Raw genomic sequence first — 15,597 nt, 5'->3', positions numbered from 1 at the left:
CCGCCGACGTGCTCTTTCCCGCGGAGGCGGCATGACCACCGCCGACGTGCTCTTTCCCGCGGAGGCGGCATGACCACCGCCGACGTGCTCTTTCCCGCGGAGGCGGCATGACAACAGTCTCGCCCGACCTGCGCCGGATCTGGCGCGGTGCCCGGATTCCTCTGGCCCTCCTCGTCCTGGTCTTCGTCGCCGGTGCCCTGCTCCTGCTGGGCCGCGGCGAGCAGGCCTACGGCGCTCTCGAACCCGGGTCGTACGAACCCGGTGGCGCGCATGCCCTCGTCCAGCTGCTCAAGGCCCAGGGCATCGACGTCCGGACCGTGCACACGATCGCCGAAGCGGACGCCGAAGTCGGCGAAGACAGCACGCTGCTGGTGACCGCCCCGGACGTGGCTCCGGCGAAGCGGTTCGACGCGCTGCGGGAGCGGGCCGCCGACGTCGTCCTGGTGACGCCGGGGGAGGTGACGCTGCGCGATTCGCTGCCGCTGGTGCACCAGGCCGGCCGCAGCGACGTCGGGACGTTGCCGCCGCAGTGCACGGTCGCCGCGGCGGTCGCGGCGGGCGAAGCGACGCTCGGCGGCATCGGCTACGCCTCGCCCGGCGCGCGCTCGTGCTACCCCGGCGAGGACGGCGGCGGAACGCTGCTGCAGCTCGCCGAGGGCGACCGCACGACGACGCTGCTCGGCACGGCGGCGCCGCTGACCAACGCGCGGCTCGCCGAACAGGGCAACGCCGCCCTGTCACTGCGCCTGCTGGGCGGGCACGCGAAGCTCGTCTGGTACCTGCCGACGGCGTCGGACCCGGCACTGGACGACTCCCGCCGGTCGATCTTCGACCTGATCCCGGACGGCTGGTACTTCGGGACCGCGCAGGCGTTCGTCGCCGTGGCCCTGCTGGCGTTGTGGCGGGCCCGCCGGCTCGGTCCGGTGGTGACCGAGCCGCTGCCGATCGTCGTCCGCGCGGCCGAAACGGCGGAGGGCCGCGCCCGGCTGTACCGGCGGGCCAAGGCGGCCGGGCACGCGGGTGAGACGCTGCGGGAAGCCGCACGCGGCCGGCTGCGGGCCACGCTGGGCCTGCCGCGCGACGCCGATCCGGCGGCGCTGGTGGAGTCCGTGAGCACGCGGACCGGCCGGCCGCCGAACGGCGTCGGCGCGGTCCTCTACGGCCCGCCGGTGCCGGACGACCCCGCGCTGGTCCGGCTGGCGGGCGAATTGGACGACGTGGAACGAGAGGTGGGGCGAACTTGACCAGCGAGAACGCGACGGGGGCCCGGGAGGCGCTGATCGCGCTGCGCGCCGAGGTCGGCAAGGCCGTCGTCGGCCACGACGCCGCCGTCACCGGGCTGATCCTGGCGCTGCTCTGCCGGGGGCACGTGCTGCTCGAAGGCGTCCCCGGGGTGGCGAAGACGCTGCTGGTGCGGGCCCTGGCCGCGGCGCTGGACCTGGAGACCACGCGCGTCCAGTTCACCCCGGACCTGATGCCCGGCGACGTCACCGGCTCGATCGTCTACGACGCGCACAGCGGCGAATTCTCCTTCCGCGAAGGGCCGGTGTTCACGAACCTGCTGCTCGCCGACGAGATCAACCGGACGCCGCCGAAGACGCAGTCGTCGCTGCTGGAGGCGATGGAGGAGCGGCAGGTTTCGATCGACGGCAAGTCCCGGCCGCTGCCGGACCCGTTCATCGTGATCGCCACCCAGAACCCGGTGGAGTACGAGGGCACCTACCCGCTGCCGGAGGCGCAGCTGGACCGGTTCCTGCTCAAGCTGACCATGCCGGCGCCCTCGCGCGAGGACGAGATCGGCATCCTGTGGCGGCACGCGCAGGGCTTCGACCCGCGGAACCTCGCGGCAGCGGGCCTGAAGGCGGTCGCCGGTGCCCCGGAACTCGCGGCCGCGCGCGAAGCCGTGGCGCGGGTGACGGTCGGGCCCGAGGTGATCGGGTACGTCGTCGACCTGTGCCGGGCGACGCGGTCGCTGCCGTCGGTGCGGATCGGCGTCTCGCCCCGTGGTGCCACGGCGCTGCTCGCGGTGACCCGGGCCTGGGCGTGGCTCGCCGGGCGCGACTACGCGACTCCCGACGACGTCAAGGCCCTCGCCCGGCCCGCCCTGCGGCACCGCCTGGACGTCCGGCCGGAAGCCGAGCTCGAGGGCGTCACCGCCGACGGCGTGCTGGACCGCGTGCTCGCGTCCGTGCCCGTGCCGCGCTGACATGGCCGTCACCGGAAGGCTCGGGCTGCTGGCGCTGTTCGGCGCACTGGTGGTCGGGCTGGTCCTGCCGTCGGCCACCGGGCTGCTGGTGGTCGGCGCGGTGCTGCTGGTGCTCGTCGTCGTCGACCTGGTGCTGGCGGGCAGCGTGCGGGCGCTGACGTTCGCGCGCTCGGGCGACACCTCGGTCCGGCTCGGCGAGCCGTGCGAGGTGACGCTGGTGGTCGCCAATCCCGGCGGGCGGACCGTGCGCGGGCAGCTGCGCGACGCGTGGCCGCCGAGCGCGGGCGCGGCCGACCGGCACGCCGTGGCCGTGCCGCCGGGGGAGCGGCGGGCGCTGGTGACCGCGCTGCGGCCGACGCGGCGGGGCGACCGGACGGCGGCGCGGGTGACGGTCCGGTCGGTCGGGCCGCTGGGCCTGGCCGCGCGGCAGGGGTCGCACGCGGTGCCGTGGACGGTCCGGGTGCTGCCGCCGTTCCACAGCCGCAAGCACCTGCCGTCGCGGCTGGCGCGGCTGCAGCAGCTCGACGGCCGCAACGCGGTGCTGATCCGGGGCCAGGGCACGGAATTCGACTCGCTGCGCGAGTACGTCATCGGCGACGACGTCCGGTCGATCGACTGGCGGGCGACCGCACGGGCGGCCGACGTCATGGTCCGGACCTGGCGGCCGGAGCGCGACCGGCACGTGGTGCTGGTCCTCGACACGGGCCGCGTCTCGGCGGGCCGGGTCGGCGACGCGCCCCGCCTGGACGCCGCGATGGACGCGGCGTTGCTGCTGGCCGCACTGGCTTCCCGCGCCGGCGACCGCGTCGATCTCCTGGCCTACGACCGGCGCCTGCGGGCGGCGGTGCAGGGATCGTCGGGAGCGTCTTTGCTGACGTCGCTGGTGAACGCGATGGCGCCGCTCGAGCCGTCACTGGTCGAGACGGACGCGCGAGGCATGGTCGCGGAGGTGCTGCAGCGGACCCGCCGCCGGGCGCTGGTCGTGCTGCTGACCGGGCTGGACGCGGCGCCGCTGGAGGAGGGCCTGTTCCCGGTGCTGAGCTCGCTGACCGGGCGGCACGAGCTGGTGGTGGCCTCGGTGGCGGACCCGAGGGTGGCGGAGATGCTGGCGGGCCGCGGCGACGCCGAGGCGGTCTACGACGCGGCGGCGGCCGCCCGGGCGACGGCCGAGCGCCAGCGGGTGACCGAGCGCCTGGTGCGGCATGGGGTGAACGTGGTGGACGCGGTCCCGGAGGAACTGCCGCCGGCGTTGGCGGACCGCTACCTGGCGCTCAAAGCCGCCGGGCGGCTCTAGGCCGCTTCGGGGAGGGTGTCGCCGGTGTCGCGGGCGTCGAGGTCGCCGACCTCGCCGTCCTTCGCCGCGCGACGGCCGAGCGTGAAAACGTAGGCCAGGAACGCGATTTCCACCACCACGCCGATGCCGACGCGCAGCCACGTCGGCCAGCCCGACGGCGTCACGAACGCCTCGATGACGCCGGACACGAACAGCACGCACGTCAGCCCGAGCGCGATCACCACCACCGACCGGCCCTGCTCGGCGAGCGCCACCGTGCGGGAGCGGCGGCCCGGGTCGACCACCGTCCAGCCGAGCCGCAGGCCGGTGCCCGCCGCGACGAACACCGCCGTCAGTTCCAGGAGGCCGTGGGGGAGCAGGAGGCCGATCATCACGTCGCCGCGGCCGGCCGCGCTCATCGCGCCGATGATCAGCCCGGCGTTGAGCGAGTTCAGCCAGAGCGCGGCGATCACCGGCAGGCCCAGCGCGACGCCGAGGAACAGGCAGGTCGCCGCCACCCACGCGTTGTTCGTCCACACGTGCGCCGCGAAGGACGCCGCCGGGCCGGTCGAGTAGTAGGTCTCCGCCTCGCCACCGGGCTTGGTCAGCTCGTTCAGCTCCGCCGGGGTCCCCAGCGCCGCGCGGACGACCGGGTCGCGCGCGACCCAGACGGCGATCACCGCCATCACCGCGATCGACACCAGCGCGGCCGGGATCCACCAGCGCCGCGACAGGTAGACCGCGGCGGGGAACCGGCGGGTGAAGAACAGGGCGACCTCGCGCCAGGCCGGGCTGTGCGACCCGGAGATCGCCGACCGGCCGCGCGCCACCAGATCCGACAGCCTGCCGAGCAGCGCCGGGTCCGGCGCGACCGACCGCACGATCGACAGGTGCGTCGCGGTGCGCTGGTAGAGCGTCACCAGCTCGTCGGCTTCCGGCCCGGTCAGCTTGCCGCCGCGCCGGCTCAGCTCGCCGAGCCGGGTCCACTCCGCCGCGTGCGCGGCGACGAAGACGTCCACATCCACCCGGCCACCCTATCCGTCGATACGCTGGACCTCGTGCACGAGGAATCGGAGCTGGTCACCGGCGAAGCGGTCGTCCTGGACCTGCGCGTGGCCAAGCTCGCCAGCCGGGCGCTGGCGATGGCGCTGGACGTCCTCGTGCAGTTCTCGCTGCTGGTCGGCGTGGCCATGGTGCTTTCGATCGCGTTGCCGGTCGGGGACGAGTCGCTTTTCCTGGCGCTGCTGCTGGTGTTGACGGTGCTGACCACGGTCGGCTACCCGGTCGTGTTCGAGACGCTTTCGCGCGGCCGCTCGCTGGGCAAGATGGCGGTGGGGCTGCGGGTGGTGCGCGTCGACGGCGGCCCGATCCGGTTCCGGCACGCGCTGGTGCGCGGGCTCGCCGGCTTCGTCGTGGACTTCTGGGCGCTCGGGTTGTTCGGCGCGGTCGCGGTGATCGTGTCGCTGTGCTCGTCGGACGGCCGCCGCGTGGGCGACTTCCTGGCCGGGACGCTGGTGATCCGCGACCGGGTCCCGGACGGCGGCGCGTCCGCGGCGGTGATCGCCATGCCGCCGGGGCTCGAGGGCTGGGCGTCCCAGCTCGACCTGACGCGGCTCCCGGACGGCCTCGCGCTGTCGAGCCGCCAGTTCCTCGCCCGGTTCCGGGAGCTGAGCCCGGAAGCGTCGCACGCGCTGGGCTGGGGGCTCGCGCAGGAGGTCGGGGACGCGCTGGGCACGCCGGTGCCGCCCGGGGTGCCGCCGTGGGCGTTCCTGGCGGCGGTGCTGGCGGAGCGGCGCAACCGCGACCACGCCCGGGCGGTCCGGGCGTACGCGGCCCAGGTCGAAGCGGCGCGGGGACGGCTGCCGCAGGCACCGCCGCCGGGGCCGGACCAGCCGGGGTACCTGCGGGCGGGCTACGCGGCGACTGCGCAGCCGGCCTTCGTCGCGTCTCCCCGCTCGGGGAGCGTCCCGGCCGTGGCACAGCCGGATCCGCCGACGCCGCCTTCGGGCACGCCGGTACCCGTGGAGAACCCGTTCACCCCGCCGAGCTGAGCGGCGCTACGAGACGTCGCCCGAGGGCGAGAGCCACGTGTTGCACTGCTGGTTGCGGTTCTTGGTAGCTCCGTGCTGCCACCAGCTGATGTTGTGCTTCGCGCTGCCGTGGTCGCGTTTGCCGTTGCGGGCGTAGTCGTCGCCGCGGTCCTGGGCGTTCCAGGCTTCGTTGTAGACGTTCTTGTCGACCGAGCCGCCGGAGACCGACGCCGAGCCGAGGAACATGCCGGAGAAGCACTGCGCCTCGAGTTCCATCCGCCGCGACAGTTCCAGGCCGGCCGCCGAGTCGGCGCCCGCGTCGTACCGCTGGTTGCCGTACGCGTCGGAGATGCCGGACAGGTTCTGCACGTGGTGGCCGTATTCGTGGGCCAGGATCGACAGGTACGGGCCCGGGTGGTTGCCCCACACGTCGAGCTCGATGCGGTCCATCGGCATGTAGATCGTGTTGTTCGACGGGCAGTAGAAGGGGGTGACACCGGTGGTGGTGCCGCCGCTGCCACACGGTGTCGACGATTCCGAAAGCGACCGCGGCACCGACAGGTTCGGCGTCCGGAACGGCAGGTCGACGGCGCCGAGCATGCGTGACCACATCGCGTCGAGGCAGCCGATGCCGGACTGGAAGAACCGCTGCACGCTGCTCTGGTCGGCCGCCCAGCGGCTCAGCGAGCACGGGACGTTCTGCAGGCCGTAGTCCGGGCTGCCGAACAGCGGGTTGGTCCCGGTGGCCGCGACCGAGCGCGGGCCGGTGGGGGTTTGCGACGTCGGGGTCCGGCGTTCGGTGGTGCGGGCGGTCGTCGTTTCCTCGGCCGACGTGGTGGCCGACGTGGCCGAGGTGGTCGCTTCGGTGGTGGTTTCCTCGGTGGTGGTGCTCGGGTAGGTGCTGGCGTAGCCGGCGTCGGCGACGTGCCGCTTGTGGTTCCCGGACAGCGCGACGGCGGCGATGAGCCCACCCGCGACGGCGACGACCGCCAAGAGGGCGACGGCGACGATCACGCCGGTGTTCGACTTCTTGGCGACATAGGGGGTGTAGCCGGGCGCGAACCGCGGACCGAAGCCGGGCGGCCCGGCATGGCCGGGGGCGAAGACGGGCGGCGGCGCGGCAGCCGGCGGCGGCAGCGGAGCCCGCGCGGGCGGCGGCAGAGGGCGACCGAACGGCCCGCTGGGCGGCGGGCCGCCACGCCCGGCGCCGTGGGGCTGCTGCGGAGGCATGCCGAACGGGGTCGGCGGCCCACCCGGCCCGGGTGCGCCGGGGAGCGGCGGGTGTGCGGGAATCGGCAGCCCGCCTTGCCCGGTGGGGCCTTGGGATGGTTGCTGCGGGGGCATGCCTGCCGGATTCGGCGGTCCGCCCTGCCCGGGTGCGCCGGCGGGACCTCCGCTTCGTCCCGGCTGCGGCCGGCCCGGCGGCAGCGGCCGCACCCCCGGCGGCGGCAGCGGCCGCGCTCCCGGGGGCGGCAGCGGCCGGCGCGGGTCGTGCGAATGCGGGCCAGGACCCTGCGGGCCGTGCGTCATCGAGCGGAACCCCCCGTGCGATTTCCCCGTCGGAAGCGGCGTACCTGCGGTGATCGAGCCGTTCCGGCCGTCAGCATAGATCGAGTGCTCTAGGGTGTGGTGCTGTGTCGAAGAAATGGGGGACCGCCGCCGCGATCGCCGTCGCGGGCGTGCTGCTGAGCGCCGTTCCGGCCGCCGCGCAGGGTCCGTCGGCCGGGCCCGTGCTGCCGAACCTGCCCGACGACCAGTCCAAGAAACCCCAGCTCCTCACCGGGCAGGATGTCCGGACGCCCGAGGGTGCCGTCGCCGACGTCGCCCTCAAGGTCCTGCGCGACGGCACGCTCTCCGTCACCGAACACGTCACCGTCCCCGGCGGGCAGCGGCTCGTCTCGCGCGTTCCCCTCAAGGTCCCCGCGAGCGACGACCAGGACCGCGTCTTCGCCGTCCGTGACGTCAAGACCGACGGCGCCACCAGCGAACTCACCGGCGACCAGCTCGTCCTCACCTTCCCGGCCGGCGCCGGCGACGTCACGTACACCGTCGACGGCGCCATCGCCGACCTGAACGGCCGCCAGCAGGCCCGGTGGCAGATCGCCAGCGGCTTCGACACCCCGCTGGCCAAGCTCACCGCGTCACTGATCGCCCCGTCGACCCAATTGTCCCCTGTGGACTGTTTCGCCGGCCCGGTCGGCTCCAGCCAGCGCTGCACCCTCGCCGAGCTCGACCACACCGGCGTCGTCCGGCTCGAACAGAACGACGTGCGCCCCGGCGACCGCGTCGACCTCCTCGTCGGCCTGCCCGCGGGCACCACCCCGGCGAACGCGGAGTTCGCCGCCATCGGCCTGCTCGCCAACGCCTTCGCTCTGACACCCCTGACCGGGATCGCCTTCGCCGTCCTGCTCGCCTTCCTCGTGGCCGCCGCGCTCTTCGTGTGGCGACGCCGCAAGCAGGACGCCGGCGCGCTGCGCACCGCCACCGGCCCGGTCGAGGTCCTCCTGCGCGACGGCGACCGCGTCTTCTTCGCCAGCCCGGACGGCGTGCTGCCCGGTCAGGTCGGCACGGTCGTCGACGAGACCGTCGACGTCGTCGACATCTCCGCCACCGTGGTCGACCTGGCCGTCCGCAACTACCTGTGGCTGGCCGAGGTCCCCGGGAACGACTGGCAGATCGCCCGCCGCAACCCGCCGGACGAGCACCTCCACGACTTCGAGCGCGCGGTCTGCGAAACCCTGCTGCCACCGGGCACCGACACCGTGCTGGTGTCGCAGCTGCGTGCCCGCGGCGGCCTGGACCTGCGCCGGATCAGCGACGCGATGTACGCCGACGTCGTCGGCAAGCGCTGGTTCTCCCGCCGCCCCGACACCGCCCGCGGCCGGCTGACCTGGCTCGGCGCCGGGATCTTCACCCTCGGCCTGGTCACCACGGCGGTCCTCACCTTCACCGCCGGGTACGCGCTGCTCGGCGTCGCCCTCGCGCTCGCCGGGCTCGCCGTCGTCGCGGTGGCCGCCCTGCTGCCGTCCCGCACCGCCCGCGGCCGGGCGCTGGCCGGGCAGGTCCGCGGCCTGCTCGACTACCTGCACTCCGCGAAGGCCGACGACATCCCGCCCGCGGACCGCGAGCTGGTGTTCTCCCGTTCGCTGCCGTACGCCGTCGTCCTGGGCGACACCGAACGCTGGCTCGGCACCTTCGCCGGGCTCAACCCGTCGGCGGACGGCTCGGCCGGGCTGTACTGGTACGGCGGCATGGAGGCCGAACCCGACCTGCGCCGCTTCGGCGCGCGCTTCCCGTCGTTCCTGACCGCGCTCGACGGCGTGCTCACCGCCGCCGCGGCCCGCTGACCGTGCTCGCGGGGGTGCTCCTGGCGCTCGCACTGGCCGCCGGCCCCGCGGACCAGCCGCCCCTGCCCACCGTGCCGCAGAGCGCGGAAATCCAGCTCAAGGTGCAGCGCGACGGCTCGCTTTCGGTCGCCGAGGCGATCTCGGTCCCCGACGGCGTGACGATGGACCGCCGGGTCGCCCTGCGGGTGCCGGCACCCCACCACCGGGACCGCGTCTACGGCGTCCGCGACGTCGTCCTGGAAGGCAGCGGGACGGCGAGCGTCGACGACGACGCGTTCACCGTCCACCTCACGCCCGGCACGTCGGTCCTCCGGTACACAGTGGACGGTGCGGTCGCCGTCGACCGGGTCACCTGGGAGCTCGCCGGTGGCTGGAACACCGAGCTGAAGTTCCTCCGCGCGTCCTTCGCGGCGCCGAAGATCCCCACCGCCGTCGACTGCGTCGTCGGCGACCTCCCCTGCGCGGCCGCGCAGATCGACCACGCCGGGCTGACCCGGTTCAGCCAGCAGAACCTCGCCGCGGGGCAGCGGATGACGGCGACCGTCGAGCTGCCCGCCGGCACCGTTCCGGCGAACGAAGTCCTGGTCCCGGCGAAGACGATCGCCGGCGCCTTCGTCCTCACCGCCCCGGTCGGCTGGGCCTGGGTGGCCTTCGGCGCGCTGCTCCTGATCGCGGCCGCGCTGGTCGGGGCGGCCCGCCGTCGTGACACCCGCGAAGGCGAACCGGACAAGGTGAGCCTGCTCGCCGCGAACGGCGAGTTCGCGTCCCCGGCCGGGGTACTGCCGGGCCACGCCGGTGCCCTCCTGCGCGGCCGGGCCGGGCCGCTCGACCTGGCCGCGACCGTGCTCGACCTCGCCGTCCGCAACTACCTCTGGGTGAGCGAAGACGGGTCCCGGCTGACCCGCCGCAACCCCGCCGACGAGCACCTGTCGCCCTTCGAGCGCGCCGTCTTCGAAACCGTCCTGCCCCAGGACACGGTGACGCTCGCCGAACTGCGGCAGCGACGCGTCGAAATCCCCCGCGCCGAGCTGGACGCCGACCTCGTCCGGCGAGGCTGGTTCGCGGCGCGGCGGCTTCGCCGGACCGGGATCCGGATCGTCTGCTACGGCGTGTTCCTCACCGTCCTGCTGGCCCTGACCGTCGGGTACGCCCAGCTCGGCGTGATCCTCGCGCTGGCCGGGGTCGCCGCCGTCGCCGGCTCGGCCGCCCTGCCCGCGCGGCGGCGAGCGGGCGCCGAGGTCGCTCGCCGGCTCCGCGGCGTCACCGCCGTCCGGGCGAAGGACTTCGACAAGACCCAGCGCGAGCTGGTCTTCTCCCGCGGGTTGCCGTACGCGCTCGCTCTGGGCGAACTGGCCACCTGGGTGGCCGCGTTCGACGGCCTCAAGCAAGCGCCGCGGAGCTACTGGCACGACGGTGACATCACCCCTGACCAGGCCGGATCCTTCGCGACGGCGTTGTCCGGGACGTTCGCCGCCGCCCGCCGCGGCCGCCTCCGAAGCCTCGTGAGTGGTAATTCGGGTTAGAACCCCAATTACCACTCACGAGCCGGGACGCCGGGAAGGGCGAGGTCGTCGTAGGGTGGGGCCATGGCCGATCCCGAGCTCGTCCGATACACCCTCGACAACGGTCTGCGGGTGGTTCTCGCCCCCGACGCGACCGCGCCGGTGGTCGGCGTCAGCGTGCACTACGACGTGGGTTTCCGCTCCGAGCCGGAGGGGCGCACCGGTTTCGCGCATCTCTTCGAGCACCTGATGTTCCAGGGCTCGGAGAGCCTGGAGAAACTCGCGCACTTCCGGCACGTGCAGTCCAGCGGCGGGACCTTCAACGGGTCCACCCACCCGGACTACACCGACTACTTCGAGGTGCTCCCCAGCGCCGCGCTCGAGCGCGCGCTGTTCCTCGAAGCCGACCGGATGCGCGCGCCCAAGCTGACGGCGGAGAACCTGGCGAACCAGATCGACGTCGTCAAGGAGGAGATCCGGCTCAACGTGCTGAACCGGCCGTACGGCGGGTTCCCGTGGATCACCCTGCCGCCGGTGCTGTACTCGACGTTCCCCAACGCGCACAACGGCTACGGCGGCTTCGAGGACCTCGAAAGCGCCACGGTCGACGACTGCGCGGCGTTCTTCGACACCTACTACTCCCCGGCGAACGCCGTGCTCACGGTGGCGGGCGACTTCGAGGTGGAGAACGCCAAGAAGCTGATCGAGGACCACTTCGGCGACGTCCCGCACCGGCCGGCGCCGGAGCGGCCGTCGTTCGCCGAGCCGCTGCCGACCACCGAGCTGCGCGGCGAGGTCGAAGACGCGCACGCCCCGCTGCCCGCGCTGGGCATCGGCTACCGGATGCCGGACCCGATCAACGACGTCGACGCCTACCTGGCCTACCTCGTGCTGGCCGGCGTGCTCACCGACGGCGACGGCTCCCGCCTGCAGCAGCGGCTCGTGCACAAGGAGCCCCTGGTCGTCGACATCGGGGCGGGCGCCGGGCTGTTCGGCCCGTTCGAGGCCCGCGACCCGGACACGTTCACCATCACCCTGATCCACCCGCACGAGGTGCCCCGCGAGCGCGTGCTCGCCGCGCTCGACGACGAGCTGGAGAAGCTCGCCGAGACCCCGCCGAGCGAGGAAGAGCTGCGCAAGGTCACCGCCCGCTGGACGGCGAGCCTGCACTCGGAGCACGACAGGCTGGTGTCCCGGACCCTGGCGCTGGGCTCGTTCGAACTGCTCTACGGCGACGCGTCGCTGGTGTACCGGCTCGCGGACCGGATGTCCGCCGTCACCGCGGAGGCCGTGTCGGCGGCGGCGAAGGCGCTGCGCCCGGACGCGCGCGCCGTACTGGTGGTCAAGCCCGCTTCGGAAGGGAACAACGAGCAGTGACTTCTGCAACGCACCGCAGTGCGGAGGAAATCGGCCGCACCGCGCGGGGGCCGCGCCCGCTGCCCCCGCTGGGCGAGCAGCGGGCCGCCGCCGATCTGTCCCATGTGGACACCACGCTGGCGAACGGCCTGCGCGTGCTCGCCGTGCGCAAGGCGACCGTGCCGATGGTCGAGGCGCGCCTGTGGATCCCGTTCGCGGGCGACGACGCGCTGCACCCGGCCACGGCCGAGGTGCTCGCCGAGACGATCCTGACCGGCACGGCGCGGCGCAACCGCATCGAGATCGACGCCGAGCTGGCGCTGATCGGCGGCGACATCGGCGCCGGCGTCGACCCGGAGCGCCTGGTGCTCACCGGGTCCGCGCTCGCCGACAAGCTGCCGACGTTCCTCGACGTGCTCGGCGACGTCCTCACCGGGGCGACGTACGCCGACGAGGAGATCGCGCGCGAGAAGGAGCGGCTGGTCGAGCGGATCGCCGTCTCGCGCACCCAGCCGCGCACGATCGCGCGGGAGGCCCTGCAGAAGCAGCGATACGGCGACCACCCGGCCACGCGCGAGGTCCCGCGCGCCGAAGACGTCGCCGTGGTGACGCCCGAGCAGGTGCGGGCGCTGCACCAGGCGTCGGTGCTGCCGCGGGGCTCGGTCATGGTGCTGGTCGGCGACCTCGACCCGTCGGGTGTCATCGGCGAGCTCGAGAAGGTGCTCGGCGGCTGGGCGTCGGACCGCTCCGCCGTCCGGCTGCCGCCGCTGCCCGACCTCACCGGGCCGAGCGTGCTGCTGGTGCCGCGCGCGGGTGCGGTGCAGTCGCAGATCCGGCTGTCGGCGCAGACGATCCCGCGCACCGACCCGGGCTACGCGGCGCTGCAGCTGGCGAACCTGGCCTTCGGCGGGTACTTCTCGTCGCGGCTGGTGGAGAACATCCGCGAGAACAAGGGGTACACGTACTCCGCGCACTCGGGCTTCGAGTTCACCGACGGCACGGCGGTGGTCAACGTCGACGCGGACACCGCGACCGACGCGACGGCCCCGGCGCTGCTGGAGACCCGCTACGAGCTGGGCCGCCTCGGCCAGGTCCCGCCGTCCGGTGACGAGCTGGAGTCGGTGCGGCAGTACGCGATCGGCTCGCTGCTGACCTCGACGTCGTCGCAGGCCGGGCTGGCCGGCCAGGTGCTGGCGCTGGCCTCGACCGGGCTGGGCCTGGAGTGGCTGAACGAGCACCCGGCGCGGGTGGCGGCGGTGACGGCCGACGAGGTGGCGGAAGCGGCGTTGAAGTACTTCGCGCCCAAGCGGTTCACGGGCGTGGTGGTCGGCGACGCGGCGGTGCTGGAGCGCAAGCTCCTGGCGCTCGGCGACGTCGTCGTGGGCGAGCCCGCCTGATGTCCGTCCCGTTCGCCCTCGGTGCCCTGCCGACCCTGTCCAGGTCCACAGTGGACCGGCAGGAAGACTTGCGCACCAACCCGGCCCGGCTGGTGTCGCGCTGGGCCGACGCCCGGGTCGTCCTCCTGGACGACACCGGGCGCACCCCGGTGGCCGAGGGGGCGTCGGCACTGGCGTTCCGGAAGGCCGTCGACTTCGGTGCTTCGCCGCCCGAGGACGCGGTGTTCCTCGGCGAGTGGCAGGACGTCGACTACTGGTCGCTGCCGGGCGGCCCGTCGGACTCGGCCGACACGGTGAAGATGGCCGGCAGCTGGGGTTTCGTGGAGGAGGTCCCGCGCGCGGACGGCGAGGTCTGGGTCGAGCTGCGCGGGTACGGCGACCTCCTGGACGACACGTCGGCCGGGCTGTTCACGACGGCGCAGGCGTTGCGCTTCTGGCGTCGCCAGGCGCAGTTCTGCGCGCGCTGCGGCAGCGCGACGGAGCTGGTCCAGTTCGGCTGGGCGAGCAAGTGCACCGGCTGCGGCCGCGAGGAGTACCCCCGGACGGACCCGGCGGTGATCTGCCTGGTCCATTCCCAGGAGGGTGTCAACGGGTCGCACGTACTGCTGGCACGCCAGCCGATCTGGCCGGCGGGGCGGTATTCGGTGCTGGCCGGGTTCGTCGAGGCGGGGGAGTCGCTCGAGGCGTGCGTGGTCCGCGAGATCCACGAAGAGGTCGGCGCGGTCGTCTCGGACGTCCGGTACCTGGGCAGCCAGCCGTGGCCGTTCCCGCGGTCGATCATGCTGGGGTTCACGGCCCGTGCGGACCGGTCGCTGCCGCTGACCCCGGCGGACGGCGAGATCGAAGAGGCACTGTGGGTGTCGCGGGCCGAGGTGCGCGCGGCGTTCGAGAACAGTTCGGTCCGGGGCGAGGGTTCCAAGCCGACGCCGATCGCCGATGGGGCGGCGGAGATCATCCTGCCGGGGAACTCGTCCATTGCCCGCGTGATGCTCAAGGCCTGGGCGGACGCGGAGGAGTAACCACCCGCCACAGAGTGCGACCACGAACGGCCCCGGCTACCCGCCGGGGCCGTTTTTGTTGCGCTCCGTGGCAGGGAGGCCGCCGCCACCGGCAGGTTTCGGCCAGGTGGCCTACCGCGACCCCAAGCGTTACCTGGCCGTTTCGCGGGACCGTTGACGGCTGTGCCGCGGCTCACTACAGTCCCCGGAAACCGTCTGTAAAGTATCCTAATTAAGTCCGGAGGAACGAGTGCGAGCCGGTAGCCCGCGGATGCTGCGCGAGATCAACGATCGCGCCGCCATCGAGGTCCTCCTGCGGGAGGGGCCGCTCACGCGGGCCGAACTCGAGCTGGCCATCGGCCTCTCGAAACCCGCCACCGCGCAGCTGCTCACCCGGCTCGAGCAGGACAACCTCGTCATGAAGGCCGGCGTCAGAGGCGGTGGCAGGGGGCCGCGCGCCCAGCTCTGGGCGGCCAACGGCGCCCTCGCCTTCGTCGCCGCCGTCGATCTGACGCCGCACGTGGCCGACTTCGTCGTCGCCGACGTCGCCGGGGTGGTGCTCGCCGAATACCGGACGCCGCTGCCCGTGCACGCCGGGGCCGATGTCGTCGGGACCTTCGGCGAAGCACTCCAGAAGGTCGCCGAGGAAGCGGGGATCGAGAGAACGGACCTGGCCCACGTCGTTATCGGCGCGCAGGGGGCGTTCGATCCGCGTACCGGCCTGCTCTCCTCCGCCCCGCACATCCCCGGCTGGCTCGGCTTCGACGTCCCGCAGAAGCTGTCCGACGAACTCGGTGTCGACGTCCTCATCGAAAACGACGTCAACCTGGTCGCGGTCGAGGAGATGACCGTCGGGATGGCCCAGGACGTCGACGACTTCGTCATGGTCTGGCTGTCCGAGGGCGTCGGCGGTGCCGTCGTCATCGGACGGCGGCTGCTGCGCGGGGCCACCGGCGGGGGCGGCGAGATCGACTGGATGCGGGTGCCGGATCCGGCCACCGTGGACACCGGCGACGTCTGGCCCGAGGCCGGCGCCCGGTTCGGCAACCTCGTCGACTCGCCCGCCATCTGCCGGCTCGCCGCCGCGCACGGCATCGAAGCCGCAACTGCCTGGGAAGCCGTGGAGAACGCCGGGAAAGGCCACCCCTTCCTCGACGATCTCGCCAGGAGGGTCGCCGGCGGGGTCGCCAACCTCGTCGCCGTCGCCGACCCGCAGCTCGTGCTCCTCTGCGGCGACACCAGCCGGGCCGGCGGAGCGGACTTCGCCGCGCTCGTGCAGGAAAAGCTGCACGAACTCGTCCTGCCGCGCACGCCCGTCGGCTGCGCTTCCGTGCAGGGCAACGCCGTTCGCGCGGGCGCGCTGCAGTCGGCGCTCGCCACCACCCGTGAGGACGTCTTCGGCGTCGTCACCCCCACGCTCCTCGGGTCGCGCAGGCCCGAGGGCGACAGCACCCGTCCCCCCAGCCCCGACCGATGAGGAGGAGGGCC

General features: G+C 73.7%; 12 protein-coding genes. 10 read left to right on the top strand and 2 right to left on the bottom strand.

The annotated features are described in order from the left end of the window. Positions 1–107: 107 nt before the first annotated feature. Genes ACWED2_RS02820 through ACWED2_RS02810 form a run of 3 tightly spaced genes read left to right on the top strand, consistent with a single transcriptional unit; the run spans position 108 to position 3,500 of the window. Complete coding sequence (locus tag ACWED2_RS02820; RefSeq protein ID WP_449688722.1) at positions 108–1,244, top strand: DUF4350 domain-containing protein; 1,137 nt, start codon at positions 108–110, stop codon at positions 1,242–1,244. Then, positions 1,241–2,206 carry an AAA family ATPase gene (locus tag ACWED2_RS02815; RefSeq protein WP_449688721.1) on the top strand — a complete coding sequence of 322 codons (966 nt, stop codon included), beginning with the start codon at positions 1,241–1,243 and terminating at the stop codon, positions 2,204–2,206. The genes ACWED2_RS02820 and ACWED2_RS02815 overlap by 4 nt, the downstream gene beginning before the upstream one ends. 1 nt (position 2,207) lies before the next feature. Further along, the gene (locus ACWED2_RS02810) at positions 2,208–3,500 is read left to right on the top strand and encodes a DUF58 domain-containing protein (protein WP_449688720.1); all 1,293 of its coding nucleotides are present in this window, start codon (positions 2,208–2,210) and stop codon (positions 3,498–3,500) included. Here the strand turns inward: ACWED2_RS02810 and ACWED2_RS02805 are convergent. Beyond that, positions 3,497–4,504, bottom strand: coding sequence for a stage II sporulation protein M (locus tag ACWED2_RS02805; protein WP_449688719.1), 1,008 nt, complete (start codon positions 4,502–4,504; stop codon positions 3,497–3,499). The genes ACWED2_RS02810 and ACWED2_RS02805 overlap by 4 nt on opposite strands. A gap of 33 nt (positions 4,505–4,537) precedes the next feature. Here ACWED2_RS02805 and ACWED2_RS02800 point away from each other — a divergent pair, with 33 nt between their 5' ends. Continuing rightward, complete coding sequence (locus tag ACWED2_RS02800) at positions 4,538–5,530, top strand: RDD family protein (protein ID WP_449688718.1); 993 nt, start codon at positions 4,538–4,540, stop codon at positions 5,528–5,530. Between the two features lie 6 nt (positions 5,531–5,536). On the opposite strand, the gene ACWED2_RS02795 is transcribed toward ACWED2_RS02800, so the two are convergent. Beyond that, positions 5,537–6,739, bottom strand: a complete 1,203-nt coding sequence (locus tag ACWED2_RS02795; RefSeq protein ID WP_449688717.1) for a neutral zinc metallopeptidase — start codon at positions 6,737–6,739, stop codon at positions 5,537–5,539. A gap of 404 nt (positions 6,740–7,143) precedes the next feature. On the opposite strand from ACWED2_RS02795, the gene ACWED2_RS02790 reads away from it, so the two are divergent. From ACWED2_RS02790 to ACWED2_RS02765, 6 genes are all read left to right on the top strand, one after another. Then, entirely contained in the window at positions 7,144–8,856 is a 1,713-nt protein-coding gene (locus ACWED2_RS02790) for a DUF2207 family protein (RefSeq protein ID WP_449688716.1), read from the top strand. A 14-nt stretch (positions 8,857–8,870) separates the two neighbouring features. Beyond that, entirely contained in the window at positions 8,871–10,379 is a 1,509-nt protein-coding gene (locus ACWED2_RS02785; RefSeq protein WP_449688715.1) for a DUF2207 family protein, read from the top strand. 63 nt (positions 10,380–10,442) lie between these two features. Beyond that, positions 10,443–11,735, top strand: a complete 1,293-nt coding sequence (locus ACWED2_RS02780; RefSeq protein WP_449688714.1) for a M16 family metallopeptidase — start codon at positions 10,443–10,445, stop codon at positions 11,733–11,735. After that, positions 11,732–13,111, top strand: coding sequence for a M16 family metallopeptidase (locus tag ACWED2_RS02775; RefSeq protein WP_449688713.1), 1,380 nt, complete (start codon positions 11,732–11,734; stop codon positions 13,109–13,111). Before ACWED2_RS02780 ends, ACWED2_RS02775 begins: the two co-directional genes overlap by 4 nt. Next, complete coding sequence (nudC, locus tag ACWED2_RS02770; RefSeq protein ID WP_449688712.1) at positions 13,111–14,130, top strand: NAD(+) diphosphatase; 1,020 nt, start codon at positions 13,111–13,113, stop codon at positions 14,128–14,130. The genes ACWED2_RS02775 and nudC overlap by 1 nt, the downstream gene beginning before the upstream one ends. 250 nt (positions 14,131–14,380) lie before the next feature. Next, on the top strand, positions 14,381–15,586 hold the full coding sequence (locus ACWED2_RS02765; protein WP_449688993.1) for an ROK family transcriptional regulator: 1,206 nt from the start codon (positions 14,381–14,383) through the stop codon (positions 15,584–15,586). The last annotated feature ends 11 nt before the right edge of the window (positions 15,587–15,597 follow it).

The sequence above is a fragment of the Amycolatopsis sp. NPDC005003 genome, assembly GCF_053600695.1.
This window is presented reverse-complemented; position numbering and strand designations above follow the sequence as displayed.